The following is a 24,781-nucleotide window of genomic DNA, read 5'->3' on the forward strand; positions in this document are numbered from 1 at the left end:
TCGAGAATGAAAAAAGAGATTCCGTTAAGTGTACCTAATTTAGATATCGAAACTTTAGAAAATCTTCGAGAATGCATTGAATCAGGGTGGGTGTCTACGGGCGGTAGATTTATTGCAGAATTTGAAGAAAAAACTGCGAAGTATGTGGGAGTAAGCGAAGCAGTAGCGATGCAGAGTGGCACGGCTGCTTTACATACGGCATTACGTGTGCTTGGTGTACAATCAGGCGATGAAGTCATTGTGCCGACGCTTACTTTTATTGCAGCGGTAAATCCTGTTATCTACATGGGAGCATCTCCTGTTTTTATGGATTGTGATGATACCTTGTGCTTGGATGCAGAAAAGCTTGAGCAATTTTGTGAGGAAGAATGTGACTTAGTCGAAGACGAGCTTCGAAATCGAAGAACAGGAAACAAAGTTGCGGCAGTCATTCCGGTTCATGTTTTTGGAAATCTATGTGATATGGAACGAATTATGGAAGTTGCACAGAAATACCATTTGAAGGTCTTAGAGGATGCAACAGAAGCACTCGGAAGCTATTACAAAAAGGGCAGATACGCAGGCTGTTTTGCCGGGACTATAGGAGATATGGGTGCCTATTCTTTCAATGCAAACAAGATTATTACAACCGGCGGCGGCGGGATGCTTGTTTCAAACAATAAGAAGCTTTTGAATCATGCCAGATATTTAGGCGTACAAGCCAAAAATGACACCTTATATTTTGTGCACGATGAGGTGGGCTATAATTATCGGATGCTAAATTTGCAGGCAGCTCTTGGTGTAAGCCAGCTTGATCAATTAGAGACATTTATAAAAACAAAAATCGATAATTATAATCGATATAAGAAAAGACTAAATCAAGCTGAGGGACTTCGTATATTAGAATTTAACGATGAATCGAGAACAAATCACTGGTTTTACTCTCTTTTGGTGGGAGAAGAAACCTTTGGTGAAAGCCGGAACCAATTAATGCATCGTTTAATTGATGAGGGGATACAGTGCAGACCGGTTTGGAAACTGATTCATACACAAAGACCTTATTTGGACTGCCAAGCTTATAAAATAGAAAAAGCCGTAGATTATGCGGAGCACATATTAAATCTGCCTTGTTCGACCAATTTAACAGAAGAAGAGGTCGCCTATGTGTGCGATCGGATTCAGATGAAATAAAAAATGTAAAAAACGCTTCTGCCGGTATTATCTGGAAAAAGCGTTTTTTATTTTTAACACATGATTAACAATCATCTTTTATTCATTTTTAGCTTTCTTTTGAAGCATAAGATTAACTGAAATGCCGGTTCCTAAAAGACCGTAAAACATTGGCATAACAGAAACACTGCTGTCGTTCACCAATGCAGAGGTCAAAAATCCGCAGATACCAAAAAAGATTCCGGCTCCAACATAGGTGAGGAAGTCCGTTTCAAATTTACTTCTAAAATACAGTTTAAAGCTTTGCAGAAGATAAATTCCAAAAAGTGATAAGAGTGCGATGAGAGAAAGAGCACCGGTTCCAATGATTATACCCATATACATATTATGCGGTTTATCCACGACCAGATTTACATTCCACCCAATATTGTATTTATTGGTGTAATCGTAATGAGGGTAATAGATACAATATGTGTCGGCTCCTCTGCCTAGAAGCAAGGTATCCTTCATCATAGGGATTGTCTTTGACCAAATGTATCCACGCCCATTTCCAAAAAGTAGATTGTTTTCAAAGCCTATTGATGGAACTTTATCCAAATTTACCAAATTCCCTTTCGCATTTTGGTAATAAACTTGATCTTCCATAATAGCGAATGGCCACTGCATTTCTTGTGTATTGACAATAACGTAATAATTCCCATTTGTAAGGGTCGGTGTTATGGTGGCAAAATCGTAAAAACGAGGGTCATCGATTGCGAAATTTTTTCCATTTGGAATCAAAGCAATTTTTTTTCCATCTTTATCCAATAACTCCAGGCTGTCAATATCAGCTCCAGCCATAATTACATGTATTTTCATCAGGTTTCCATTTATAGAGAAGATGATGTCGTGTTTTTGAGTTTGAATATAATCAATTTTAGCTTTTTCACTTCCCGGAATAACATCTGTATTATCTAAGTCTACATTGTTATCTTGTGAAATATTGGCGGCACTTTCGCGAGATTCTGTATGAGTGATTCCTTTTACGGTACTTGTAAGTTCAGGAATCCAGCGTTGGTAAGTAGTTCCTATTATAAGTAAGGAAATAATAAATAGAATCGCAATTGGTTTTTTCCATCGCAGAATTTTCTTATTCAGTACGATCAGTCCCATGATTCCAATAGTGGCGAGACCTAAAAGACCACCGGAGGATGCAGATCCGATTATATTAAAAATAAGGAGCGCAAAAAGGGCAGCCCATATAATTTTTTTATAGTTTTTTTCTTCATTGTTCATATTCATTGAATAAAGGAATAGCATTCCAAATAAAGGAATCAGTAATGTCAAATAAAAAGAGACGTAATTGATATTGTACAGTGTTTGATAGATTTCTTTAGCTTTAAAGTTGAAGATTAAAGAATCTACGCTGTCCCAGGAACGGCTCGGCGTAATTAACATTTTTCCGATATTTGTCTGAAAAAAATCATGACCCCATGCTTGACTCAGTCCGACCAGACTGAGCAAAGTACTGGAAACCGCTAATGAGTAGATCATCCATTTTACAGCTTTTTCTGAATTAATTGCATTTATTATATAAAAGAGGAGGAGCATATAGCAGAGAAGCGGCAGTGTCCCTTCAAAACGAGCGTTCCAGCCCAAGAGTGAAAATTCCTTATACTCGCTCCCCAGATAGGAACTAAAAACAAAGAAAGAATAAGCGGCTATAGGGATATAAGCAAAGCAGCGCTTGATTGTCATAGATTGTGTGATAATTTTATATAGAAGAATAAGCAGAACGAAAATGGCGCATCCCAAGATAGCTATCATTTTATAGTAGCTGAAAAAATCCGTCAGACTAGAATCGCCGGCAGACCAAAAAAATTGAGACATGTTACGTTTATATTCGTGCATTCGTACAATTAAGATAACCACTGATGTAAAAAAGATAGCAGGAATCATCTGAAACCAGTGAGTTGCGGTTAGATTCCCTTGCTTCATAGACCAAAGACAGTCTTCGGGCGTTTCCAAAACTTTTGAAGAACGTTTTTTATTCTTTTTTTTCTCTTCCGATATATTTATATTTTTTTTATCTTTTGCCATGGTAGCCTCCCGCAATTTATATCTATTTCTAAACATAGATATTTAATAGATCTTATTATATAAGAATACTTATACTGGAACAAGGGTATTTCAGTGAATTATAATAGAAGCTGCTTATTTTTGGAATTTTTGGTTACACTACCGGCAGGAGGTGAAATAAATGAGTAAAAATTATCACGATGGTATCGACAGAGGTGAGATGACCTCAAGACAGAATGGAAATCTGACCCGTGCAATGGTAGAGCAGGCAGAGCAGGGCATGAAGGCTCAGGAAGCACAAACCGTTGAGTTTGCGAAGGAATTAGCCGATGAGGAATGCATTCCAAACGCACTGCCTCATCAAAATTTAGGTCATAATTCCAAGAAGACCGGACTTGGCCCAAATACAAAGAGGTAGTTAAAATTAAGTATAGAAAAGCATAGATTTGCAATTAGATTTTAGACTGATTTTCTGCATATGGAGAGTAATAGCAAAGCTCCGTATATTTTGCGGTTTCATATCCGTGATTGAGAATTAGGTTAAAATCCTCTTCTGACGGTGATTTCAAAGTAGTTGGATAATGCTTTACACGTTCAATTTCTTTCTCACTTAACATGGGTAGTGTGCCGCTTTTGAAGGCTGGAAGTGAACTGGAAGAAAAGGCAAAGATATGCTTTTTTTTGCTTCCGATTTGTACATAATATCCTTTTTGGGTACGCAGAAAGTAATCAATGACGTCACGACTTCGAAGAGATACGACCTGATCCATGTTTATGCCCAAAAGCTGCCGTAGATTGCGCGGAGAAAAAAGATTATCCCATTTTCGGTAGGATGATGGAGAGGAAGCGTTGCTGACAATCAGAAAGTCCAGATCACCTGTAAGATGGCCGCCGTCCGAAATTTTATAAAGAGCTTCCAGTCCTAAATTATCATAGACACCACCGTCCCATAGATGGAGATATTTCCAATCTTTTAAAGCAGGGGATGGAAGAGAAGAACTGTGACTTTCTGTTTTTTTCAGCAGGGTTGCCCATTGGTAATCATCAATAGAGAGCTTGTATGCCCCGATGAGTACCGGAAAACCTGCGGAAGCGGAGATGGCATCTGAAATGGACATTTGTGGGTGGGAAACATAGCCGATTTTGTAGTCTCCCATCTGTTTTTGATTAATACGGAAATTATTGCCTGTCTCAAACGTCGTGCAGTTGATGGACCACAACGGAGTGAGTGGCAAATCACAGATTTGTCCGCGAACACCCCATTTTTTTTCAATAACATGAGCCAGAACATTTACTTTTTGATTCCATTTCCATGGTGTTTCAATCAGTGAAAAAATGGAATCTTGTTGAATATTATTATTTAATATAGTATCTCGTACCTTAGGGAGTGTTCTTCCAAGGTAAAGACAGCTGTCCGGCCAGCGGTAGTGATTTCTTGCATAAATAAGACCGATTGCTAAGCTGGCACCGGAAACAGACGAAATATGCCGGATGTTTTCTAATTCATTGTTTTCTGCGAGCCATTTCAGTACACCTAAGTGAAAAATGGCAGCACGAATACCGCCGCCTGAAAGTGAAATGCCGATATTTTGGTTACCTACACTGCGTCTCATAGCGATTCGATGGTTTCCCATAGGATTCCCCCTTGCCCTTCTTACTCTTTTATTTTAAAATAATAGAAGTTACAAAAATCAGATTTAGAAGGGATTTCCTCTGATGTTATTTAACTCCTTTAATTTTTTACTTTTTTTCCCGATTGTAACGGGAATCTATTACTTGATACCACATAAGTTTCGCTATTTGTGGCTGCTTTTCGCAAGCTACTATTTTTATATGTCTTGGAATCCTAAATATGCCTTACTTATCGCAACATCGACGCTGCTTACTTATGGCAGCGGTATTTTAATTGCGAAAGCGGATAAAAAAAAGCAGGAATTAAAAAAACGATTTTGGGTCGGCATCAGCTTTCTTTCTAATTTAAGCATCTTATTTTTCTTTAAATACTTTGATTTTGCAATTGCAAATATAAATACAGTTTTTATAAAATTTGGGATAGATCTGATTCAACCGCAATTTGATGTGATTTTACCGGTAGGAATTTCTTTTTATACTTTTCAGGCATTAAGCTATACGATGGATGTATACCGCAAGGATATCTATGTAGAACGCAATCTGTTAAAATATGCATTGTTTGTTTCCTTTTTTCCACAACTGGTAGCAGGACCGATTGAACGTTCCAAGAACCTTCTTGTGCAAATCAGTGAACGGCATTCATTTGACTATGAAAGAATGAAATCCGGTCTTCTTCTTATGCTGTGGGGGCTCTTTTTAAAACTGGTAATTGCAGACCGTATCGCAACTTTGGTAAATCAGGTTTATGGACAGTATACCTATTATCTGGGACTGCAGGTGGTTGTAGCGACCTTGTTTTTCGGTATTCAGATTTATTGTGATTTTAATTCCTACTCTCTGATTGCAAAAGGTGCTGCAGAAGTGATGGGTTTTCGTTTAATGGATAATTTTAAACAGCCTTACTTTTCCAGAAGTATTCAGGAATTTTGGCAGCGGTGGCACATTTCTCTGAGCACTTGGTTTCGAGATTATTTGTACATCCCTCTAGGGGGGAATCGAAAAGGAACATGGAGAAAATACGCCAATATCATGATTGTCTTTTTAGTCAGCGGACTTTGGCATGGAGCAAATTGGACGTTTGTCATGTGGGGATTTCTGCATGGAGCTTTTCAAGTGATCGGTCAAGTACTTCGCCCTTTAAAAAATACAGTATTTGATTTTTTGGGAATCAATCGAAAAAATTTCGGCTATCAATTGGGACAAGGTGTAATTACTTTTTTTCTTGTAAACTTTGCGTGGATTTTCTTTCGAGCACCTAGTTTGGACGATGCCTTTGGCGTAATCCAGCAAATTTTTTTGAAGTGGAATCCAATTGTATTTGTGGACGGAACACTATGGCAGCTTGGGCTGAACCAAAAGAATTTTCTTTTAGCTCTCGCAGCAATTTTTGTAATGATCTGTATGAGTATTGCAGAGTATCATGGTGTAGATTGGAGAAAAAAAGTCTTAGAGCAGGGATTCCTATTTCGCTGGAGTGTGTATCTGCTACTGATTTTTTCGATCGTTATCTTTGGCGTCTACGGCCCTGGTTACAGTGAAAGCCAATTTATATATTTTCAATTTTAAGGATTTATTTTTTAACAAACATTTATGTGCCGCAAATGCGAGTCATACTTATGGAGCATGCCTTTATGGACAAAATTTCTTAACGGAGTGTTTACTTTGAGTTTGAAATTTGCAGAGGAGATTTGTTTGAAATAAATAAAAAGCTTGTTTTTTAATGGAGAAGAAAATGAAGTTACATTTGAAAATTACAATGAGAATATTCCGTATAGCCTGCTTCTTGCTGATTTTAACGCTATTATTTGCAGAAGTCAGTGATCTTTTAGTGCGTAAAAGCTTGACGCAGCCGTGGGATATGTCGGTAAAAATTGGCGGATTTTATAATGAGCCGAAAAACAGCTTTGATGTCATGTATTTTGGTTCGAGTCATATGTATTGTTCCATTGATCCGAAAATGGTGGAAGAGCAAACTGGACTACACTCCTATGTCCTGGCAACGCAGGAACAGCCGATTTGGATCAGTTACTATTACATGAAAGAAGCCCTGAAGACGCAAAGTCCGAAGGCAGTCGTATTGGAAGTAAATATGATGACAGAAAAGAAAAAATTTCCGAAGGAGGGCACCTTGTATTCTGCAATGGACCCGATCCCTTTATCCAAGAATAAGCTCGATATGGTCTTTGCATCCGCTCCGAATGGAGAACGGAGAAATTATATATTTAATATTATGAAATACCATGACAGGTGGGAAGAGTTGACGTTAGAGGATTACAAGCGAGAGTACCAAAAAAAATGTGATCCGTATCAGGGATTTGTTCGCTTAGAGCAGATTACTCCGATCGAAAGTCGTGAGGACATTTCTAACGTGATAGAAACAAGAGAACCACTCTCCAAAACAATGCAGTACTTAGAAAAAATTTATGAATTGACAAATAAAGAAGGGATTACTCTTATTTTTTTAAAAACACCATCCAATGCAACCAGAAAGGAGCAGATGCTCTATAATGCGGCGTGGAAGTTTGCAGAGGAACACGATATTGCCTATATCGATTACAACCAAAAATATGAAGAGCTGGGATTAAAGCTTAATGAAGATTTTTACGATCGGCGTCATCTTAATTTTCGGGGCGTGCAGAAATTGACGCCAAGTTTTTCTGCTTATCTTTTGCAGCAGATCTCATAAGCTTGCTAAAATAAAATAATTGACGTAAAATAGAGTAATACAAGGAAATCAGGATTAGATTGAGGATAGATACATGATAAAATATTCGAGAATTATATTTCTCTTAATTGCAGATGTCATTTGCATGAATTTGGCTTATATACTGGCTTTTTTATTTCGATTTGACTTCAATGTCACAAGTGATGTTTTCGAAGGATTTTTTGCTGTTTATGTAAATAACATTGTTATACTGTCTATAATAAAGATAGCCGTTTTGTGGTTGTTTGGATTGTATAACAGCTTATGGAAATATGCAGGTGTAGAAGAGTTAGCGAATGTAGCCATAGCCTCCATTGTCGCAGGAGCAGCCGTCATCGTCTATTTGGAATTTACGCAGCAATTTTTTCCTAGGAGCATTTACATCACTAGCTGCAATATGGACATTCTTTTTTTTGGAGGGAGTCGTCTTCTTTACCGTACGCTGCGAAATTGGCGTTCTCCGGGTAAATTCAATGATTATTTTAATAAAAATAAAACCACAATTATTGAAGAACTTACCGGTAAAACAGGCTTGACTAAAGTAATGCTAATAGGAGCGGGAGATGCAGGAGCTTCTATTATAAAGGAGATAAAGCATCATCCGGAATACAATAAAAAAGTGGTAATTGCAGTGGATGATAATCCAGAGAAGCTAAAACGGCGGATTTCTGGTGTGAAAATAGCGGGTAATCGCTCGGATATAAAAAGACTGGCAAGAAAATATGGTATAGATGAAATTATTATTGCAATTCCTTCGGGAGCGAAAAAAGAAATTCAAGAACTTGTAGCGGAATGCAATAAAACGCGGTGCAAAATGAAAATTGTTCCCTCGTTGATTGATTTGATTAATGACAAAGTCAGCGTAAGTAAGCTTCGTGATGTTGATATTGAAGATTTATTAGGCAGAGATACCGTTCAGGTAAATTTGAGAGAAATCAGTCAATATATAGAAGGGAAAATTGTTCTGGTTACGGGTGCAGGAGGTTCTATTGGGTCAGAGCTTTGCCGGCAGATTGCAGCTTTTAAACCAAGGCGTTTAGTGGCATTAGATATTTATGAAAACACTATTTTTGAATTATCGAATGAGATTAAAAAGACAAATCCACATCTGGAGTTTGATATTGTGATCTGTTCAGTAAGAGATAAAGATCGCTTAGAGGAAATGTTTGAGAAATATAAACCGCATGTTGTGTTCCATGCAGCGGCACATAAGCATGTACCATTAATGGAATTGAATCTGAAAGAAGCCATTGTGAACAATATTCTAGGTACCCAGAATATGGTAGATTTATCGGATAAGTATGCGGTCGGGAAATTCGTATTGATTTCAACAGATAAAGCGGTAAATCCAACAAATGTCATGGGTGCGACAAAACGAGTAGCTGAAATGATTTTACAGCATAAGAGTACAAAATCCAATACGTGTTATTCCGCAGTACGTTTCGGAAATGTGCTTGGAAGCAACGGAAGTGTCATTCCTATTTTTAGAAAACAAATTGCTCAAGGCGGACCGGTTACTGTAACGCATCCAAAGATTACGCGTTATTTTATGACAATACCGGAAGCGGTGCAATTGGTTATTCAGGCAGGTGCAATGGCAGAAGGGGGAGAAATTTTCATTTTAGATATGGGCAATCCTGTAAAAATTATGGAATTGGCAGAAAATGTAATCCGATTATCCGGCTATGTGCCGTATGTGGATATTGACATTAAAATTACTGGTCTTCGCCCCGGGGAGAAACTATTTGAGGAACTCCTTTTAGATGAGGAGGGTATAAAAAAGACCAATCATAATAAAATATATGTGGGACATCCAGTGCCACCTCCAGAAGAATTAAAGCTCCTATTGGAACAAGAGGGAAATGGCATAATAGAGGGAATACAAGAGATTCTTACGCAGAAAGAAGCGGATGCTAGACTTTGGTTAAAAAAATTAGTGCCAAACTATAATTTGGCAAATGTAAAAAGGACATATATGGGATTGAAAGAGAAAAAGGATGAGTAGTCTGGAAATAGAAGCTCTATCCATTGATTTGTCAATGGTAGAAGGAATGGGTCACATTAAAAAGCATGAAAAAAAATTGATAAAAAGCTGGGCGAAGCTGAAAAGTGGGGCGGAAGCGTTTACTGACTGGGTGGATTTACCGCTTCATTACGACAAGGAAGAAATCAGAAAGATCAAGCAGACTGCGCAGCATATTCATAAGCAATGCAATGCTTTTGTTGTCATTGGCATCGGCGGTTCCTACCTTGGTGCTCGTGCAGCGATTGAGATGTTGCATTCCGAATCTGAAAGTAAGAATGTACCGAAGGTATATTTTGCCGGAAATAATCTGAGTGGAACCTATCACTGTGAGTTGTTGGAAGCGTTAGAAGATAAAGAAGTATGCATTTGCGTCATTTCTAAATCGGGTACAACGACGGAGACTAGTGTAGCGTTTGCGTTACTCAAAGAATTTTTAATAAAAAAATATGGAAAAAAAGGATGCCGAGAGCGTATTTATGCAGTTACCGATCAGAAGAGAGGAATTCTTCGCTGCGAAGTGGAAGAAGAAGGCTATCAAAGCTTTGCTGTACCGCAGGATATTGGAGGACGCTATTCCGTATTAAGTGCAGTAGGTCTTTTACCGATCGCAGTCGCCGGAATTGACATACGGGAGATGCTTGATGGTGCGGCAGATATGGCGACTGTGCTGGCGAAGAGTGAGACAGCAGGTGAGGCCGGCAAGCTTGCGGCAGCGAGAAATGAATTATATCAAAACGGGAAGGTCATTGAAATTTTTGAATGTTATGAACCTAAGCTTTATTTTTTCACCGAGTGGCTGAAGCAGCTCTTTGGAGAAAGCGAAGGCAAAGAAGGAAAAGGAATTTTTCCTTCCGCTTTACAGTTCAGTACAGAATTGCATTCAATGGGACAATTTTTGCAGCAGGGAAATCAAATTTTCTTTGAAACCATCCTTTCTTTGCAGAATCCGAAAAAAGACCTTAAAGTACCGAAAAGCGCCGGAGAATTTTTAGCCGGACGCAGTATAAATGAAATAAATAATGCGGCTATGGCCGGAGTGATAAAGGCACATCAAAAAGAGGGAATTTCCATGATTAAGGTTGACATTCCTTTCCTAAACGCCTATCATTTTGGTCAGATGGTATATTTTTTTGAAACCACCTGTGCCTTAAGTGGTTACCTGCTTGGGATCAATCCGTTTGACCAGCCGGGGGTGGACAGCTACAAGTTAGAGATGCGCAAAGCGCTCACTAAATAAATTGAAACGATCATTGATCGAACATTGATCGAAAACCCACAATTTAACGTTAGTAAAATAACGGTTAAACAAATGGAGGAAAATGAAATGAGTGTAGTGGTAACAGAAAAAAAAGACAAGGTTGCAATTATTAAGATCAACCGACCGGAAGCGATGAATTCACTAAACGGAGAGGTGCTGCAGGCAATTTCCGATGCGGTAGATAAAGTGGCTTCTGATGACGAAGTAAAAGTCTTAATCTTTACCGGTGAGGGTAAGGCATTTGTTGCAGGAGCTGACATTGCGGCTATGAGCGTAATGGATGAAAAAGCAGGAAATGAATTTGGTACATTTGGTTCTGCTGTGTTCCGCAAAATTGAGACGCTTGAAAAACCATCTATTGCAGCAATTAACGGATTCGCTTTAGGTGGCGGCTGTGAATTGTGTATGAGCTGTGATATGCGGATTGCAAGTGAAAAGGCAAAATTTGGTCAACCTGAGGTGGGTCTTGGTATCACACCAGGCTATTCCGGTACGCAGAGGCTGCCTAGAATTGTAGGGAAAGCGAAAGCAATGGAATTGATTCTGACCGGAGAAATTATTACTGCTCAGCAGGCAGCAGAAATTGGCTTAGTCAATAAAGTGGTTGCACCAGAAAGCTTGATGGAAGAAGCGATGGGGCTTGCTGCAAAGATTACGAAGAATGCACCTTTTGCTGTACGAGCTTCCAAGAAAGCGATACAAATGGGTGTTGAGTTGCCTATGACAGAAGCAATGGCTCTTGAAACTGAACTTTTTGGGCAGTGCTTTGCGACAGAGGATCAAAAAGAAGGCATGAATGCCTTTTTAGAGAAGAGAAAAGCAGAATTTAAGGGTAAATAAAAAATAATTGATATTTTTAACGGAAATATTATTTTACTCTTGCAATTTATTCAGTTATGAATTAATCTAACATTATAGGCTTTGTTAAAAATGTAACAAACAATACATAGTTAAGACATGGGCGCAAGCCCAACCGAAATGGAGGAGTTTAACATGAAAAAGATTGGCGTATTAGGAACAGGTACAATGGGTGCTGGAATCATTCAGGTATTGGCACAAAATGGTTACGAAGTTGTTCTTAGAGCAAGAAGACAGACTTCCGTAGATAAGGGAATTGCAACTGTGACTAAAAATCTTGACAAAATGATTGCAAAAGAAAAGATTTCTGCTGCAGATAAAGACGAAATCTTAGCAAGAGTTCATGGTTCCACAGACATTTCCATCGTAGCGGATGCAGATTTAATTATCGAAGCAGCTACAGAGGATATGGAAGCAAAGAAAGCATTATTTAAGGAACTGGATGAGCTTTGCAAGCCTGGTACTATTTTGGCTACCAATACTTCATCGCTTTCCATTACAGAAATTGCTTCTGCTACAAATAGACCGGATAAAATTATTGGCATGCATTTCTTCAATCCGGTTCCTGCAATGAAGCTGGTTGAAATTATTAAAGGTCTTGCGACTTCTGAAGAGACAAAAGCTACTATTTTAGAGCTTTCTGAGAAATTAAAGAAAACTCCGGTAGAAGTAGACGAGGCTCCTGGATTCGTTGTAAATAGAATTTTGATTCCTATGATTAACGAAGCAGTTGGAATTTTAGCTGACGGTGTTGCAAAGGCAGAAGATATTGATACTGCTATGAAGCTTGGTGCAAACCATCCAATGGGTCCTCTAGCTTTAGGTGATTTGATCGGTCTGGATGTATGCTTGGCAATCATGGACGTTCTTTACAGTGAATATGGTGATCCAAAATACAGAGCTCATGTTCTTTTAAAGAAGATGGTTCGTGCTGGAAAGCTTGGAAGAAAGAGCGGCATAGGCTTCTTTGACTACAGCAAATAAGAAAAATGGATGATATCCTGTTGAATGATTACTAAAAACGTAAAGCCCTTTTGCATTGATTGTGAGAGGGCTTTTGTTATGTAATTCACTACGATTTTTTTATTTTCTTCTTGCATTTTTGTCAAATCAGTATAAAATATTACGGTGTATAATGAAAATAATATATTAGAATGTTGAAGCATATAAAGGGAAAAAGGAATAAGAGAGTTGCAATATGAAAGTATTTTTTAAGCAATTTATCATTGCATTTATTATTTTTACGGTGATAATGATACCGGTACAAATTATGATAAATCGTGTTGGCGAGGTTCGTATTTTTTCAGGGGAAGAGAACCTCATGAAGGACATGAATGTTTTAATTGACCCCAATAGTCCATTTTTTGAAGCCTTTCAGGACAGCCAAAGAGTGAACATTCTGGTTCTTGGAGTAAATGACGGAATGACGGACACGATTATGCTTGGGAGCTATGACATGAAAAATCAGCATGTTGATGTTATTTCTGTGCCACGGGATACCTATTATCCGAGAAAAGGTGTAACAACCCCGGCAGCAAAAAAGATTAATGCAATTTATCATAGCAGTAATAGCGGCGGAGCTGTTGGAACGGCAACTGCGGTTAGTGATGTACTTTTGGGGATGCCAATTCATTATTACGCTGTGATTGACTATAAAGGTGTAGGAAACATTGTAGAGGCATTGGGAGGCGTTCCGATGAATATTCCATTTCATATGAAATATGATGATCCATATGACAAGCCGGCTCTGCATATTAACATTCCGAAAGGTCAACAGGTATTGAACAAGGATACTGCGATTCAATTTCTGCGATTCCGCCATGCAAATAAGAACTCCGGCTACCAGAGTTACCCGGAAGGGGACATCGGTCGGATTAAGGCGCATCAAGAATTTATGAAATCTGCATTTCGGCAGGCATTGGGCTTTAACCTTCCGAATGTTGCTAGGACTGTGGTTGCGAATGTGGATTCGGATGTTGACGTGGGCATTGCAGTAAAAATTGCGACAAAGGCAATGAGCCTTTCCAAAGAAAATATTCAAACTTATTTAATACCGGGCTATCCAAAAACAGTGGACAAGGCATCTTATTGGTTTGCCAAAGATGAGGAAGTAAAGGAAATGATCGAAGAAATTTATTCCATTAGTGATGAAACGGATGAAACAAAAGAGCAAAATACGGAAAAAGAAGAATAATCAAGAAAAAAATATAGGGAATCTTTTGATTCCCTATTTCTTTTTTTTGAAAAAAGGGATAAAATAATTACGATTACTTATTTTATAAAATAGAAAGGGAGATGACATTGGGAAAAGAAAGTCTGAAAAGGGGAACAGGCGTAAAACAATTTATAAAAGTATTTTTAATTGCACTTGTAATATTTACCGGGATTGGGATACCGTTTCATTGGACGTTTCGTTCGGCTGCAGAAGCACCGGTTTTTGGTGAATCGGAATCTAATTTATTGAATGAGATGTCACCGCTGTATGATGCAAGCAGTCCTTTTTTTGAGGCTTTTGAGGACAAGCAGAGAGTTAATATTTTGCTTTTGGGGGTAAATACCGGATTAACGGATACCATTATACTAGCGAGCTTTGATATGAAGGCAAAGCATGTTGACTTGATTTCTGTTCCTCGTGACACGTATTACAAACGACCTGGCTACAACCTTCCGGCGCAGATGAAAATCAATGCCGCTTATCAAAAGGAACCAGTTAACACGGCTAGAGCCGTAAGTGATATTCTTTTGGGGATGCCGATTCATTATTACGCGGTTGTAACGTATGAGGGCGTATCTAATATTGTAGAGGCAATGGGAGGGGTTCCTATGGACATCCCGTTTACAATGAAATATATTGATCGATATGATAAACCGCCGCTTAAAATCTATATAAAAGAAGGACCGCAGGTATTAGACGGTGAACATGCAGTTCAATTTTTACGATTTCGCCATGCAAATAAAGGCTCTGGTTATAAGAGTTATCCAGAAGGTGATATCGGGCGTGTGAAGGCGCAACAAGAATTTATGAAATCTGCATTTAAACAAATGATGAGTTTTAAACTACCTCAAATCACAAAAGAAATTTTTAAAAATGTCGATTCAGATATTACGTTGGATATGTCTTTAAAAATTGCAAAAGAAGCACTGGGGATGTCACCAGAAAATATTGAAACGTATATGATGCCAAATAAACCAGATCCGGAGCCGCCTTATTATGTATACCCTCAGTCAGAGGAAATTGCAGATATGCTTACACAAATCTATTCGATTGAAGCACCGGAAGAATCTGATAAAACCACAGACGGGAAAAAAGACGAGACTAAACACGAGACTAAAATGGTCCTAGACAGTGGTGGGTTGTAAAAAACGATTTGTTTTCTATTCGTGCCAAATAGGGAAAGCCTGTTTGGCACTTCTTAAAAAATTTTATTTTTATATAACTCCATTTAAACAAGTCTAATGATTCAGCAAAAAATGCAAGAATTGTAAAAATAAATAAGAAGAAATATTTGTTGCTTTTAACGATATTAAAGGAGGATTTTAAATGAATTCCATAAATCGAAATTTGGGATTAAGTCTTGCGCGCGTTACAGAAATCGCTGCGATTGAATGTGGGAAATGGATGGGACGAGGAGATAAAATAGCTGCAGATCAAGCAGCCGTAAACGGTATGCGTCGTATGTTTGATACCATTGATATTGATGGGACGGTTGTGATTGGAGAGGGAGAAAAGGATGAGGCCCCTATGCTTTACATTGGGGAGCGGATCGGAAAGGCCAGCGCACATGCACCAATGGTTGACATCGCAGTCGACCCGCTAGATGGAACAACCTCCACTGCAAAAGGGCTGTCCAATGCGATTTCTGTAATTGCAGTCGCACCGAAAGGTACTTTGTACAATACAGAGGTGTATTATATGGAAAAAATAGCGGTGGGACCGGAAGCAAAGGGTTGCATAGATTTAAATAAACCACTAAAGGATAATCTTATAGCGATCGCAGTTGCATTGGGTAAAAACCTAGAAGATTTGACCGTCACGATCCAGGAAAGAGACCGTCATGATGCTTATATTAAACAATGTCGTGAACTTGGATGTCGTATTAAACTCTTTCGTGACGGAGATGTTGGGATGGCGATCGCTACCTGTATAGAAGACAGCGGAATTGATGTTTTGGTAGGAATCGGAGGTGCACCAGAAGGGGTACTGGCCGCAGCTGCAATGCGTTGTCTAGGTGGAGAAATTCAAGGCAGGCTCTTCCCCATGACGCAGGAGGAAAAACTAAAAGCCCCAAAAGAAGACTTTGATCGTGTATTAACGATTGATGAACTTGTGAAAACAAATGAAGTTATTTTTGTAGCGACCGGCGTTTCCGATGGAGATATGTTGAAGGGTGTGCGTTACCTTTCCGGCAGCAGAGTAAAAACGCATTCAGTAGTTATGCGGGGTGAAACAGGGACTGTTCGTTATATTGAAGCCATTCATAATATGGACAAAAAGATTGCATATGCAGATGTATATGCAGCACCGGGAGAATAAAAATGAGTGAAAAAATGATACTTCTTAAAGCAAAGAAGGTAGCAGAATTGCGAGAAATTGCACAGCATATGGGTCTTGCCGGATTTGAAAAAATGAAAAAAGCAGAGCTATTAGAAGCAATTGTGAATTCTGGAAAATCAGATTTGTCAAAAGAAGAAAAAGAGCCGGAGGATAAAGCTAGACCGAGTGATGAACCTTTACAGGGTGAAAAAAAACAGGAAGTTCAAGAAGCGTATAAGGAAAAAAAATCTGCAGAAGAGACAAAAGAGGAGCACGTGGTCAAAAAAGAGCGCACGTATTCTCAAGAGGAGCGTCCCGAGGTAGAAGGAATCTTAGACATTGCAGAGGGTGGCTTTGGATTTTTACGCTTTCATAACTTTTTGACCAGTGAGCGTGACGTATATGTATCTCCTTCTCAGATTCGGCGTTTTAATCTGAAAAAAGGGGATAAAATCAGGGGTATTACGAGAAAGCCGAATGAAGGAGAAAAATTTGGTGCTTTACTCTATGTAAAAAAAGTAAATGGAGATGAGCCCGGCGTATCCATTCGCAGACCGGATTTTGATGATTTAACTCCAATCTTCCCAAATAAACGTATGACGCTTGAAGATGGAAGGGATCTGTCAATGCGCCTCATCGATTTGGTTGCTCCAATCGGGAAAGGGCAAAGAGGCCTGATTGTAGCTCCGCCGAAAGCAGGAAAGACGGTTCTTTTAAAGAAAGTAGCTAATAATATTGAAAAAAAATATCCTGAGGTTGAACTGATTGTTCTTTTAGTCGATGAACGCCCGGAAGAGGTAACTGACATGCAGCGCTCCATTAAAGGAGAAGTCATTTATTCTACATTTGACGAACTTCCGGCAAACCATGTCAAGGTTGCAGAGATGGTGCTGGCGAGAGCGCAGAGACTTGTGGAGCATGGAAAGGATGTTGTGATTCTCCTAGACAGCATCACCCGGTTAGCAAGAGCATATAACCTCGTAGTACCGGCTTCGGGAAGAACGCTATCCGGAGGTCTTGATCCGGGAGCCTTGCATAAACCTAAGAAATTTTTTGGAGCGGCTCGTAATATGGAAGAAGGCGGAAGTATTACAATTTTGGCGACTGCACTTGTAGAGACCGGAAGCCGAATGGACGACGTTATTTTTGAGGAGTTTAAAGGCACTGGAAATATGGAACTGCACTTAGATCGAAAGTTGTCAGAAAAGAGAATTTTCCCAGCAATTAACTTAAATAAATCAGGGACAAGAAGAGAAGACCTGCTAATGTCGCAGGAAGAAATGGAAGCGGTATGGATTATGAGACGTGCCATGGCAAATGTCGGTACACAGGAAGTTACAGAAAAAATTATCGATCAATTGATGCATACAAAAAATAATGATGATTTTATACAGGTTTTGAAAAAAATTCATTTGGAAGACAATCAGAACCAGACAAACGGTCGTTCAGACCGTTAAGAGGAAAATTATGGATTTTAGTAAAATATTTATAAAAAATGCATCTCCTACAAAGGTGGGAGGGCAAGCCATTTTAGAAGGCATTATGATGCGTGGAAAAGATCGCATTGCAACAGTTCTTAGAAAACCTGACGGTGGAATGCATATGAAGGTGGACCCGTTAAAAAAACCAAGTAAATGGAGAAAGATTCCGATTGTGCGAGGGGTGGCTGCCTTTGTGGATTCGCTGGTAACAGGAACGAGCATCCTGCTTTATTCTGCAGAGATGCTGGAGCAATTTGATACGGAAACTGTTTATGAAAAAGATAAGATGACATTGTGGCTTGAAAAACGGTTTGGTGAAAAAGGCGCATTTAGTGCGATGCTTTATTTTTCTGTCGTTCTTGCTATTCTTTTTACGGTTGGAGTTTTTATTATCTTGCCAACTGCGTTGACGAGTGTGGCAGAGTCTGTAACTGAGAACGAAATTGCATTGAACCTGATTGAAGGGGTGGTGCGAATTTTGATGTTTGTTCTATACATTGCTGTAATTTCAAAAATGGAAGACATAAAAAAAGTATTTCAATACCATGGAGCAGAACATAAGACCATTCATTGCTATGAAAACAAACTGAATCTGACACCGGAAAATGCACAGCAGTTTGAAACCCTCCATCCAAGGTGCGGAACGAGTTTCTTAATGTTTGTTATGGTAATCAGTCTATTGCTGTTTTCTCTCTTGGGCTGGCAAAATTTATGGATGAGAATTGGATCAAGACTGCTTTTGATTCCCGTCGTTGCGGGATTGTCTTATGAGCTTTTACAATGGGCAGGCAGAAGTGACTCCTGGGTGGTAAAGGTGTTAAGCGTGCCGGGTCTGCTGCTTCAAATGCTGACCACGAAGCGCCCCAGCAACGAACAGCTTGAAGTTGCAATTGCGGCAATGAAAGAAGTACTAAAGGAAGAGGACGCACGTGCATATATTGCAGAATGCGGACCGGATGGTATTTTTAAAGAAATTACAAAAGCAGAAGAAGAAACAGCAGGAGACGAAGAAAAGCCCGATGACAGGGATGCAGGCAGAAGTGAGGACTAGAAGATGGGTTTAATGATTAAGGAATTGTTGGCAATTGGCGAAAGAAGACTTTCCGATGCGTCTTGTATGGATGCCAGACTAGATGCTGAGCTTTTACTCTGCGATCTGCTAAAACGAGGCCGCAGCTTTTTATTTAGCCACATTGGAGACGAGCTGGATGATCGAAGGTGTGAATTTTACTTTGAACAGATTGATATACGGGCGACCGGAAAACCTTTACAATATATTTTGGGTAATCAGGAATTTATGGGGCTGCGCTTTCAAGTGAATGAAGATGTACTGATTCCAAGACAAGATACCGAAACGCTCGTAGAAACCGCTTTAGAGTATCTAAAGGATACAAAAACACCGATGGGCGGATTTGAAATTTTAGACTTATGCTGCGGAAGTGGTGCGATTGCAATCAGCCTAGCTTACTATTTAGGCACAGCTAAAGCGAAAATTACAGCTGCGGATTATAGTGAAAAAGCACTTTTGATTGCAAAGGAAAACGCATCAGGATATGGACCGGCAAAAGGGATATCCTTTGTTCACAGTGACCTCTTTGAAGCTTTTCCCAAAAATAGAAAAGGGAGAGGAAAGCGGCAATTTGATTTGATTGTTTCAAACCCTCCTTACATATGCAGTGATGTGATTCCTACCTTGCAGAGGGAGGTTGCTTGTTTTGAACCGAGGATGGCTTTGGATGGGGGCGCTGACGGACTGGATTTCTATCGCCGCATCGCAAAAGATGCAGAGAATTATTTAAAAACAAACGGCCTGATGCTTCTAGAAATTGGGCATGATCAAGCAGAAGAGGTTATACAATTTCTAGAGGAGAGCAATTTTTTTAAAACCGTTGAGGTAAAAAAGGATTTAGCCGGAAAAGATCGGATTATATGGGCAAAAGCGGACAAATAGCTTTACACATTAAAAGAATCAAAATTAACGATATGGATAAAATGATGGAGAAAGTCATCAGAAATTCAGGAAATAATCGACAAAAACAAAAAAATACTTGCAGCAAATCAATGCTTGTGCTAATATATAGTAGCTATCGTGTATAGGGATTCGTATCTATAAAGATATGGCAGATAGATAATTTTATTTTTACAATGTGTAAAAATAGCAGGAAAGAGGTGAAAAACATGAAAGAAGGAATTCATCCAGATTACAAAGAATGTAAAGTTACATGTGCATGTGGCAACACATTTGTTACGAAGTCTACAAAGGAAGAGCTTAGATTAGATGTATGCTCTGCTTGCCATCCGTTCTTTACCGGACAGCAAAAGTTCATTAATCGAGGCGGACGTGTAGAAAAATTCAAGAAAAAGTTCAATATCGAATAATAACAAAAAAACCTGGAAATCTTGATTTCAGGTTTTTTTTTAAGCCTTTTTGTGGTAGAATAGTTCAGATATAATGGGAAGAAATCGAAAAAAATACTTTTATGCGGGAGTGAACAATTCATGTACGATAAATTAAAATTTATTGAGGAAAAATATGAGGAACTGAGCCTCAAAGTTTCCGATCCTGATATTATCAACAATCAGGTAGTTTGGCAAAAGCACATCAAAGAAATGAGTGAGATGGAGCCGATTGTCAATAAATATAAAGAATATAAGAAAGTTAATGAAGACCTGCAAGCCACGAAAGAATTATTGACCGAAAATGGCTTGGATGAAGAAATGCGTGATATGGCTAAGATGGAATTAGCTGATTTGGAAGAAAAGCGGCAAAGTATAAGTGATGAGCTTCGCATACTTCTTTTGCCAAAAGATCCAAATGATGAAAAGAATGTTATCTTGGAAGTGCGTGCTGGTACAGGCGGTGACGAAGCGGCTCTTTTTGGAGCAGATTTATTGCGCATGTATACCCGTTATGCGGAGCGGCGCGGCTGGAAGACGGAGCTAATGGACTTAAATGACACAGACATCGGAGGCGTGAAGGAAGCGGTTGTCATTATAAAAGGGAAAGGAGCCTATTCCAGATTAAAGTATGAAAGCGGTGTGCATCGTGTACAGCGTGTTCCGGAAACTGAATCCAGCGGCAGAGTGCATACGTCAGCAGCTACAATTGCTGTGCTTCCGGAGGTCGATGATGTTGAGGTGGAGATCAACCCAAATGATGTGCGCGTTGATGTTTATCGTTCATCCGGAAATGGAGGGCAGTGCGTAAATACAACGGACTCGGCAGTGCGCCTAACTCATACGCCAAGCGGACTTGTTGTTACGTGCCAGGATGAAAAGTCGCAAATTAAAAATAAAGAAAAAGCATTTAAAGTTTTAAAAGCACGGCTTTATGATATGGAAACCAAAGCAAAACAGGCACAGGAAGCCGCTGCACGGAAAAGTCAGGTAGGGAGCGGAGATCGAAGTGAAAGAATCCGCACTTATAATTTTCCGCAAGGTCGTGTGTCCGACCATCGAATCGGTATGACGATTTACCGCTTAGATCAATTTCTTGATGGTGATATTGACGAAATTATTGACGGCCTTGTGACGACTGAGCAAGCGGAAAAGATGCAGAATTACTAATGATAAATTAAAATCGGAATGGAGTTTAAAATGGAGACCAAACTAATCGATATAACGGATATAAAGAAGGGAGAAGTGCAGTTGAGAGAAGCTGCGTCCCTTTTGTGTGCCGGAGGTTTGGTCGCCTTTCCGACAGAAACCGTGTATGGTCTTGGTGCAGATGCGATGAATCCAAAAGCTGCTGAAAAAATATATGCAGCAAAAGGCAGACCTTCTGATAACCCACTGATTGTTCATATTGCAGAACTGGGAGATTTAGCGAAGCTTACAAGTAATGTGCCGGATTCGGCAAAGAAACTAATGGATAATTTGTGGCCGGGACCTTTGACTATGATATTTAAAAAGAAAGAAGAAGTGCCTTATAAAACTACAGGAGGTTTGGATACCGTAGCGGTACGGATGCCGGATCACCCCATTGCGCTTGCCCTGATTCGTGAATCAGGTTGCCCGATTGCAGCACCGAGTGCGAATCTTTCGGGAAAGCCAAGTCCGACAAGGTGGGAACATGTGTATCAGGATTTAAACGGAGCGATTGATGCCATTGTTAAGGGAGAACCTTGCAGAGTGGGGATTGAATCAACCGTATTAGATATGACCGGAGAGATCCCAATGGTTCTGAGACCTGGAATTTTAACTCCAGAACAGATTGAAAGAGTAATTGGAGGAAAAGTAATTTTAGATCCGGCGCTGCTGGTTCATAGACCAAGGGATGTCAGTGGGACTGAAATGATAGCTCCCAAGGCACCCGGTATGAAGTACAAGCATTATGCACCAAAAGCAGAAATGATGATTTTACAAGGTGATTTTAACCGTGTAAAAGAAGAGATGAAACGTATTGCAGATGAGAAAAGAAAACAGGGAAGCAAGGTGGGGACGATTTTGTTTGATGAAAACGAATTTGAACAAGCAGCGCATGATTTTTTTTCTCAATTGCGTCAGATGGATGAGGACCACGTGGATTTTATTTTGGCCGGTGCATTAAGTGATAAAAATTCAATAGGATTTGCAGTGATGAACCGTATGTGGAAATCTGCGGGATATCACGTTATTCAAGTTTAGGAGGAAATGTATGAAAATTGCACTTGCAAGCGATCATGGCGGATTTGCATTGAAAGAGCAGATAAAAGAGCATTTAAAAAACAGAGGGTTTGAATTGTTAGACCTAGGAACAAATTCCGAAGAATCAGTGGACTATCCGCTTTTCGGGAAAGCATGCGGAGAGGCGATTGCCTCGGGTAAAGCAGAGCTTGGTATCATATGCTGTGGAACAGGGATTGGTATCAGTATAGCAGCCAATAAGGTGTGTGGCGTTCGATGTGCGCTTGCAACCAATGAATATATGGCTGAAATGGCTAAAAAGCATAATGATGCGAATATTTTAGCCTTAGGAGGTCGCGTCTTGAATCTTCAAGAAGCGACAAAAATAGTTGATACTTGGCTGGATACTGAGTTTGAGGGCGGACGCCATCAAAGACGTGTGGACATGCTAAACGAAATGTAAAACGGAGGGAGAAACGAATGGGAAAAGTATACGTATTTGATCATCCATTGATTCAACATAAGCTGGCAATTATGAGAGATAAGGAAACTTCAACGAAAGATTTTAGAGAGCTGGTAAGAGAAATTGCTACGCTTATGGCGTATGAAGCAACTCGAAATTTACCATTGGAAGAAGTTGAAGTGGAAACCCCAATATGCAAAGCGCCTATGAAAATGCTTGCAGGAGAATCATTGGCAATCATCCCGATTCTTCGCGCAGGACTGGGAATGGTAGATGGTTTTCTTTCTCTTGTACCGAATGCGAGAGTTGGACATATTGGAATGTTTCGTGATCCTGAGACAAAACAGCCGGTAGAATATTACTGCAAGCTGCCGGAGGGCATTGATAAGCGTCAATTATTTGTGGTAGATCCGATGCTTGCAACCGGAGGTTCAGCAAGTGCTGCAATCAGCCTTTTAAAAGAAAAAGGAGCAACAAAGATTACATTGATGTGTCTGATTGCCGCACCAGAAGGAATTGCAGTCATTGAGCAGGATCATCCCGATGTTGATATCTTTGTTGCAGCAAAAGACAGCCACTTGAATGAACATGCCTATATTGTTCCAGGTCTGGGAGATGCCGGCGACCGTTTATATGGTACAAAATAAAAAATCAATATTTTTGGTTTAATTTGGTCGGCTTTGATAATAATAAAATCATCGGAGGATATGAGGATAGGTGATAGATATGTACAAGATTGATGATAACGTAAGTAAACATACAAATGTATTTGATGTCCTGAAAGAAAGAGGATTTATTAAACAAACGACACATGAAGAAGAAATTCGTGAGCTTTTAGGAAAAGAAAAAGTTAAATTCTATATTGGATTTGATCCGACGGCAGACAGCTTGCACGTAGGACACTTTATGCAGATCATTATTATGATGTATATGCAAAAGTATGGACATACTCCAATTGTTCTGGTTGGAGGAGGAACAGGTATGATCGGGGACCCTTCCGGCAGAACAGATATGCGTCAGATGATGACAAAAGAGATTGTCATGGATAACTGCAATCATTTTACAAAGCTATTCAATCAATTTATTGATTTTTCTGAGGATAGAGCAATTGCAGTCAATAATGCAGATTGGCTCTGGAACTTAAATTATATTGATTTCATCCGTGATATCGGCAGACATTTTTCTGTAAATAATATGCTGCGTGCAGAATGCTTTAAAAAGCGTTTGGAAACAGGGCTTTCTTTCTTGGAATTCAATTATATGCTGATGCAGTCCTACGATTTCTTAGAGTTGAATAAGAGGTATGACTGCAAGATGCAGTTTGGTGGAGATGACCAATGGTCTAATATACTGGGTGGAGTTGATTTGGTTCGAAGAGAACTTGGTAATCAGGTATATGGTATGACATTCTCGCTTTTGACGACCAGTGAAGGCGTAAAAATGGGTAAGACGCAAAAAGGAGCGTTATGGCTGAATCCGCAGAAAACAACACCGTATGAATTCTATCAGTATTGGAGAAATGTAGAAGATGCAGATGTTCGTACGTGTCTTTCCATGCTGACTTTCCTGCCAATGGAAGAGGTAGAACGCTTATCCTCTTTAGAAGGTTCTGAAATCAATCAGGCGAAGGAAATTTTGGCGTATGAGGTAACGAAGCTGGTTCATGGTGAAACAGAAGCAGAGAAAGCACAGTCTGCGGCAAGAGCTTTGTTTGCCGGAGGCGGTGCGATGGATCATGTACCGACAACACAGATGGAAGCCTCTCGGTTTGAAGGAGAAGGAATGGGTGTGGTTACCTTAATCAAAGAAATTGGACTGGTTCCAAGCAATGCAGAAGGGTTCCGTACGATCGAACAAGGCGGACTGACTATAGACGATGTCAAAGTAACGGATAAAAAATTAATTTTGACAAGAGAAATGTTTAAAGAGAATGCCATTCTAATTAAAAAAGGGAAAAAGACTTTCCATAGAGTGGAATTGATTTAGATCGAATCATGAATACCGCCTTGAAAA

22 protein-coding genes are annotated in these 24,781 nt (G+C 39.5%); 20 read left to right on the plus strand and 2 right to left on the minus strand.

Annotated features, from left to right (window positions below):
• Nucleotides 1-6 precede the first annotated feature (6 nt).
• On the plus strand, nt 7-1,170 hold the full coding sequence (locus U5921_RS07155) for a LegC family aminotransferase (protein ID WP_324825782.1): 1,164 nt from the start codon (nt 7-9) through the stop codon (nt 1,168-1,170).
• A gap of 78 nt (nt 1,171-1,248) precedes the next feature.
• Here U5921_RS07155 and U5921_RS07160 read toward each other — a convergent pair whose 3' ends face one another.
• Complete coding sequence (locus tag U5921_RS07160; protein ID WP_324825783.1) at nt 1,249-3,228, minus strand: O-antigen ligase family protein; 1,980 nt, start codon at nt 3,226-3,228, stop codon at nt 1,249-1,251.
• Nucleotides 3,229-3,388: 160 nt separating this feature from the next.
• Between U5921_RS07160 and U5921_RS07165 the strand changes: the two genes are divergently transcribed.
• A complete protein-coding gene (locus U5921_RS07165; protein ID WP_324825784.1) occupies nt 3,389-3,625 on the plus strand; it encodes a hypothetical protein in 237 nt (78 codons plus the stop codon).
• A gap of 34 nt (nt 3,626-3,659) precedes the next feature.
• Here the strand turns inward: U5921_RS07165 and U5921_RS07170 are convergent, their stop codons facing one another.
• Nucleotides 3,660-4,841, minus strand: a complete 1,182-nt coding sequence (locus U5921_RS07170; RefSeq protein WP_324825785.1) for a patatin-like phospholipase family protein — start codon at nt 4,839-4,841, stop codon at nt 3,660-3,662.
• A gap of 82 nt (nt 4,842-4,923) precedes the next feature.
• Between U5921_RS07170 and U5921_RS07175 the strand changes: the two genes are divergently transcribed.
• The 18 genes from U5921_RS07175 (at nt 4,924) to tyrS (ending at nt 24,754) form a co-directional block, all read left to right on the plus strand.
• Complete coding sequence (locus U5921_RS07175; RefSeq protein ID WP_324825786.1) at nt 4,924-6,405, plus strand: MBOAT family O-acyltransferase; 1,482 nt, start codon at nt 4,924-4,926, stop codon at nt 6,403-6,405.
• 166 nt (nt 6,406-6,571) lie between these two features.
• On the plus strand, nt 6,572-7,525 hold the full coding sequence (locus U5921_RS07180; RefSeq protein ID WP_324825787.1) for a hypothetical protein: 954 nt from the start codon (nt 6,572-6,574) through the stop codon (nt 7,523-7,525).
• A 73-nt stretch (nt 7,526-7,598) separates the two neighbouring features.
• Entirely contained in the window at nt 7,599-9,548 is a 1,950-nt protein-coding gene (locus U5921_RS07185; RefSeq protein WP_324825788.1) for a nucleoside-diphosphate sugar epimerase/dehydratase, read from the plus strand.
• A complete protein-coding gene (locus U5921_RS07190) occupies nt 9,541-10,806 on the plus strand; it encodes a glucose-6-phosphate isomerase (RefSeq protein WP_324825789.1) in 1,266 nt (421 codons plus the stop codon). Before U5921_RS07185 ends, U5921_RS07190 begins: the two co-directional genes overlap by 8 nt.
• An 87-nt stretch (nt 10,807-10,893) precedes the next feature.
• Nucleotides 10,894-11,667 carry an enoyl-CoA hydratase-related protein gene (locus U5921_RS07195; RefSeq protein WP_324825790.1) on the plus strand — a complete coding sequence of 258 codons (774 nt, stop codon included), beginning with the start codon at nt 10,894-10,896 and terminating at the stop codon, nt 11,665-11,667.
• A 153-nt stretch (nt 11,668-11,820) separates the two neighbouring features.
• Entirely contained in the window at nt 11,821-12,669 is an 849-nt protein-coding gene (locus U5921_RS07200; RefSeq protein WP_324825791.1) for a 3-hydroxybutyryl-CoA dehydrogenase, read from the plus strand.
• 214 nt (nt 12,670-12,883) lie between these two features.
• Nucleotides 12,884-13,879: an LCP family protein gene (locus U5921_RS07205; protein WP_324825792.1), complete on the plus strand. Its 996-nt coding sequence runs from the start codon at nt 12,884-12,886 to the stop codon at nt 13,877-13,879.
• 107 nt (nt 13,880-13,986) lie between these two features.
• Nucleotides 13,987-15,045: an LCP family protein gene (locus U5921_RS07210; protein WP_324825793.1), complete on the plus strand. Its 1,059-nt coding sequence runs from the start codon at nt 13,987-13,989 to the stop codon at nt 15,043-15,045.
• Nucleotides 15,046-15,226: 181 nt separating this feature from the next.
• Nucleotides 15,227-16,219, plus strand: a complete 993-nt coding sequence (gene glpX / locus U5921_RS07215; RefSeq protein ID WP_324825794.1) for a class II fructose-bisphosphatase — start codon at nt 15,227-15,229, stop codon at nt 16,217-16,219.
• A 2-nt stretch (nt 16,220-16,221) separates the two neighbouring features.
• Nucleotides 16,222-17,676 (plus strand): transcription termination factor Rho, encoded by a 1,455-nt coding sequence (rho, locus tag U5921_RS07220; RefSeq protein WP_324825795.1) that lies wholly within the window; start codon nt 16,222-16,224, stop codon nt 17,674-17,676.
• Between the two features lie 10 nt (nt 17,677-17,686).
• Nucleotides 17,687-18,751 (plus strand): DUF1385 domain-containing protein, encoded by a 1,065-nt coding sequence (locus U5921_RS07225; protein ID WP_324825796.1) that lies wholly within the window; start codon nt 17,687-17,689, stop codon nt 18,749-18,751.
• A gap of 3 nt (nt 18,752-18,754) precedes the next feature.
• A complete protein-coding gene (prmC, locus tag U5921_RS07230) occupies nt 18,755-19,651 on the plus strand; it encodes a peptide chain release factor N(5)-glutamine methyltransferase (protein ID WP_324825797.1) in 897 nt (298 codons plus the stop codon).
• Nucleotides 19,652-19,878: 227 nt separating this feature from the next.
• On the plus strand, nt 19,879-20,079 hold the full coding sequence (gene rpmE / locus U5921_RS07235) for a 50S ribosomal protein L31 (RefSeq protein ID WP_324825798.1): 201 nt from the start codon (nt 19,879-19,881) through the stop codon (nt 20,077-20,079).
• A gap of 120 nt (nt 20,080-20,199) precedes the next feature.
• Nucleotides 20,200-21,267, plus strand: a complete 1,068-nt coding sequence (prfA, locus tag U5921_RS07240; RefSeq protein ID WP_324825799.1) for a peptide chain release factor 1 — start codon at nt 20,200-20,202, stop codon at nt 21,265-21,267.
• A gap of 30 nt (nt 21,268-21,297) precedes the next feature.
• Nucleotides 21,298-22,326, plus strand: coding sequence for an L-threonylcarbamoyladenylate synthase (locus U5921_RS07245; RefSeq protein WP_324825800.1), 1,029 nt, complete (start codon nt 21,298-21,300; stop codon nt 22,324-22,326).
• A 10-nt stretch (nt 22,327-22,336) separates the two neighbouring features.
• Complete coding sequence (gene rpiB / locus U5921_RS07250) at nt 22,337-22,768, plus strand: ribose 5-phosphate isomerase B (RefSeq protein WP_324825801.1); 432 nt, start codon at nt 22,337-22,339, stop codon at nt 22,766-22,768.
• 17 nt (nt 22,769-22,785) lie between these two features.
• On the plus strand, nt 22,786-23,415 hold the full coding sequence (upp, locus tag U5921_RS07255) for a uracil phosphoribosyltransferase (RefSeq protein ID WP_324825802.1): 630 nt from the start codon (nt 22,786-22,788) through the stop codon (nt 23,413-23,415).
• A 79-nt stretch (nt 23,416-23,494) separates the two neighbouring features.
• Nucleotides 23,495-24,754 (plus strand): tyrosine--tRNA ligase, encoded by a 1,260-nt coding sequence (gene tyrS, locus U5921_RS07260; protein ID WP_324825803.1) that lies wholly within the window; start codon nt 23,495-23,497, stop codon nt 24,752-24,754.
• Nucleotides 24,755-24,781 lie beyond the last annotated feature (27 nt).

This window comes from Sinanaerobacter sp. ZZT-01 (assembly GCF_035621135.1).
Lineage (GTDB): Bacteria > Bacillota > Clostridia > Peptostreptococcales > Anaerovoracaceae > IOR16.

Excerpts from the sequence above, each read along its gene's own strand:
- upp (WP_324825802.1), top strand. The coding sequence starts at position 22,786 with ATGGGAAAAGTATACGTATTTGATCATCCATTGATTCAACATAAGCTG.
- U5921_RS07185 (WP_324825788.1), top strand. The coding sequence starts at position 7,599 with ATGATAAAATATTCGAGAATTATATTTCTCTTAATTGCAGATGTCATT.
- prmC (WP_324825797.1), top strand. The coding sequence starts at position 18,755 with ATGGGTTTAATGATTAAGGAATTGTTGGCAATTGGCGAAAGAAGACTT.
- rho (WP_324825795.1), top strand. The coding sequence starts at position 16,222 with ATGAGTGAAAAAATGATACTTCTTAAAGCAAAGAAGGTAGCAGAATTG.
- glpX (WP_324825794.1), top strand. The coding sequence starts at position 15,227 with ATGAATTCCATAAATCGAAATTTGGGATTAAGTCTTGCGCGCGTTACA.
- U5921_RS07170 (WP_324825785.1), bottom strand. The coding sequence starts at position 4,841 with ATGGGAAACCATCGAATCGCTATGAGACGCAGTGTAGGTAACCAAAAT.
- U5921_RS07205 (WP_324825792.1), top strand. The coding sequence starts at position 12,884 with ATGAAAGTATTTTTTAAGCAATTTATCATTGCATTTATTATTTTTACG.
- prfA (WP_324825799.1), top strand. The coding sequence starts at position 20,200 with ATGTACGATAAATTAAAATTTATTGAGGAAAAATATGAGGAACTGAGC.
- U5921_RS07190 (WP_324825789.1), top strand. The coding sequence starts at position 9,541 with ATGAGTAGTCTGGAAATAGAAGCTCTATCCATTGATTTGTCAATGGTA.
- U5921_RS07165 (WP_324825784.1), top strand. The coding sequence starts at position 3,389 with ATGAGTAAAAATTATCACGATGGTATCGACAGAGGTGAGATGACCTCA.
- U5921_RS07155 (WP_324825782.1), top strand. The coding sequence starts at position 7 with ATGAAAAAAGAGATTCCGTTAAGTGTACCTAATTTAGATATCGAAACT.
- U5921_RS07200 (WP_324825791.1), top strand. The coding sequence starts at position 11,821 with ATGAAAAAGATTGGCGTATTAGGAACAGGTACAATGGGTGCTGGAATC.
- U5921_RS07195 (WP_324825790.1), top strand. The coding sequence starts at position 10,894 with ATGAGTGTAGTGGTAACAGAAAAAAAAGACAAGGTTGCAATTATTAAG.
- U5921_RS07160 (WP_324825783.1), bottom strand. The coding sequence starts at position 3,228 with ATGGCAAAAGATAAAAAAAATATAAATATATCGGAAGAGAAAAAAAAG.
- rpiB (WP_324825801.1), top strand. The coding sequence starts at position 22,337 with ATGAAAATTGCACTTGCAAGCGATCATGGCGGATTTGCATTGAAAGAG.
- U5921_RS07180 (WP_324825787.1), top strand. The coding sequence starts at position 6,572 with ATGAAGTTACATTTGAAAATTACAATGAGAATATTCCGTATAGCCTGC.
- rpmE (WP_324825798.1), top strand. The coding sequence starts at position 19,879 with ATGAAAGAAGGAATTCATCCAGATTACAAAGAATGTAAAGTTACATGT.
- U5921_RS07225 (WP_324825796.1), top strand. The coding sequence starts at position 17,687 with ATGGATTTTAGTAAAATATTTATAAAAAATGCATCTCCTACAAAGGTG.
- U5921_RS07175 (WP_324825786.1), top strand. The coding sequence starts at position 4,924 with ATGTTATTTAACTCCTTTAATTTTTTACTTTTTTTCCCGATTGTAACG.
- U5921_RS07245 (WP_324825800.1), top strand. The coding sequence starts at position 21,298 with ATGGAGACCAAACTAATCGATATAACGGATATAAAGAAGGGAGAAGTG.
- tyrS (WP_324825803.1), top strand. The coding sequence starts at position 23,495 with ATGTACAAGATTGATGATAACGTAAGTAAACATACAAATGTATTTGAT.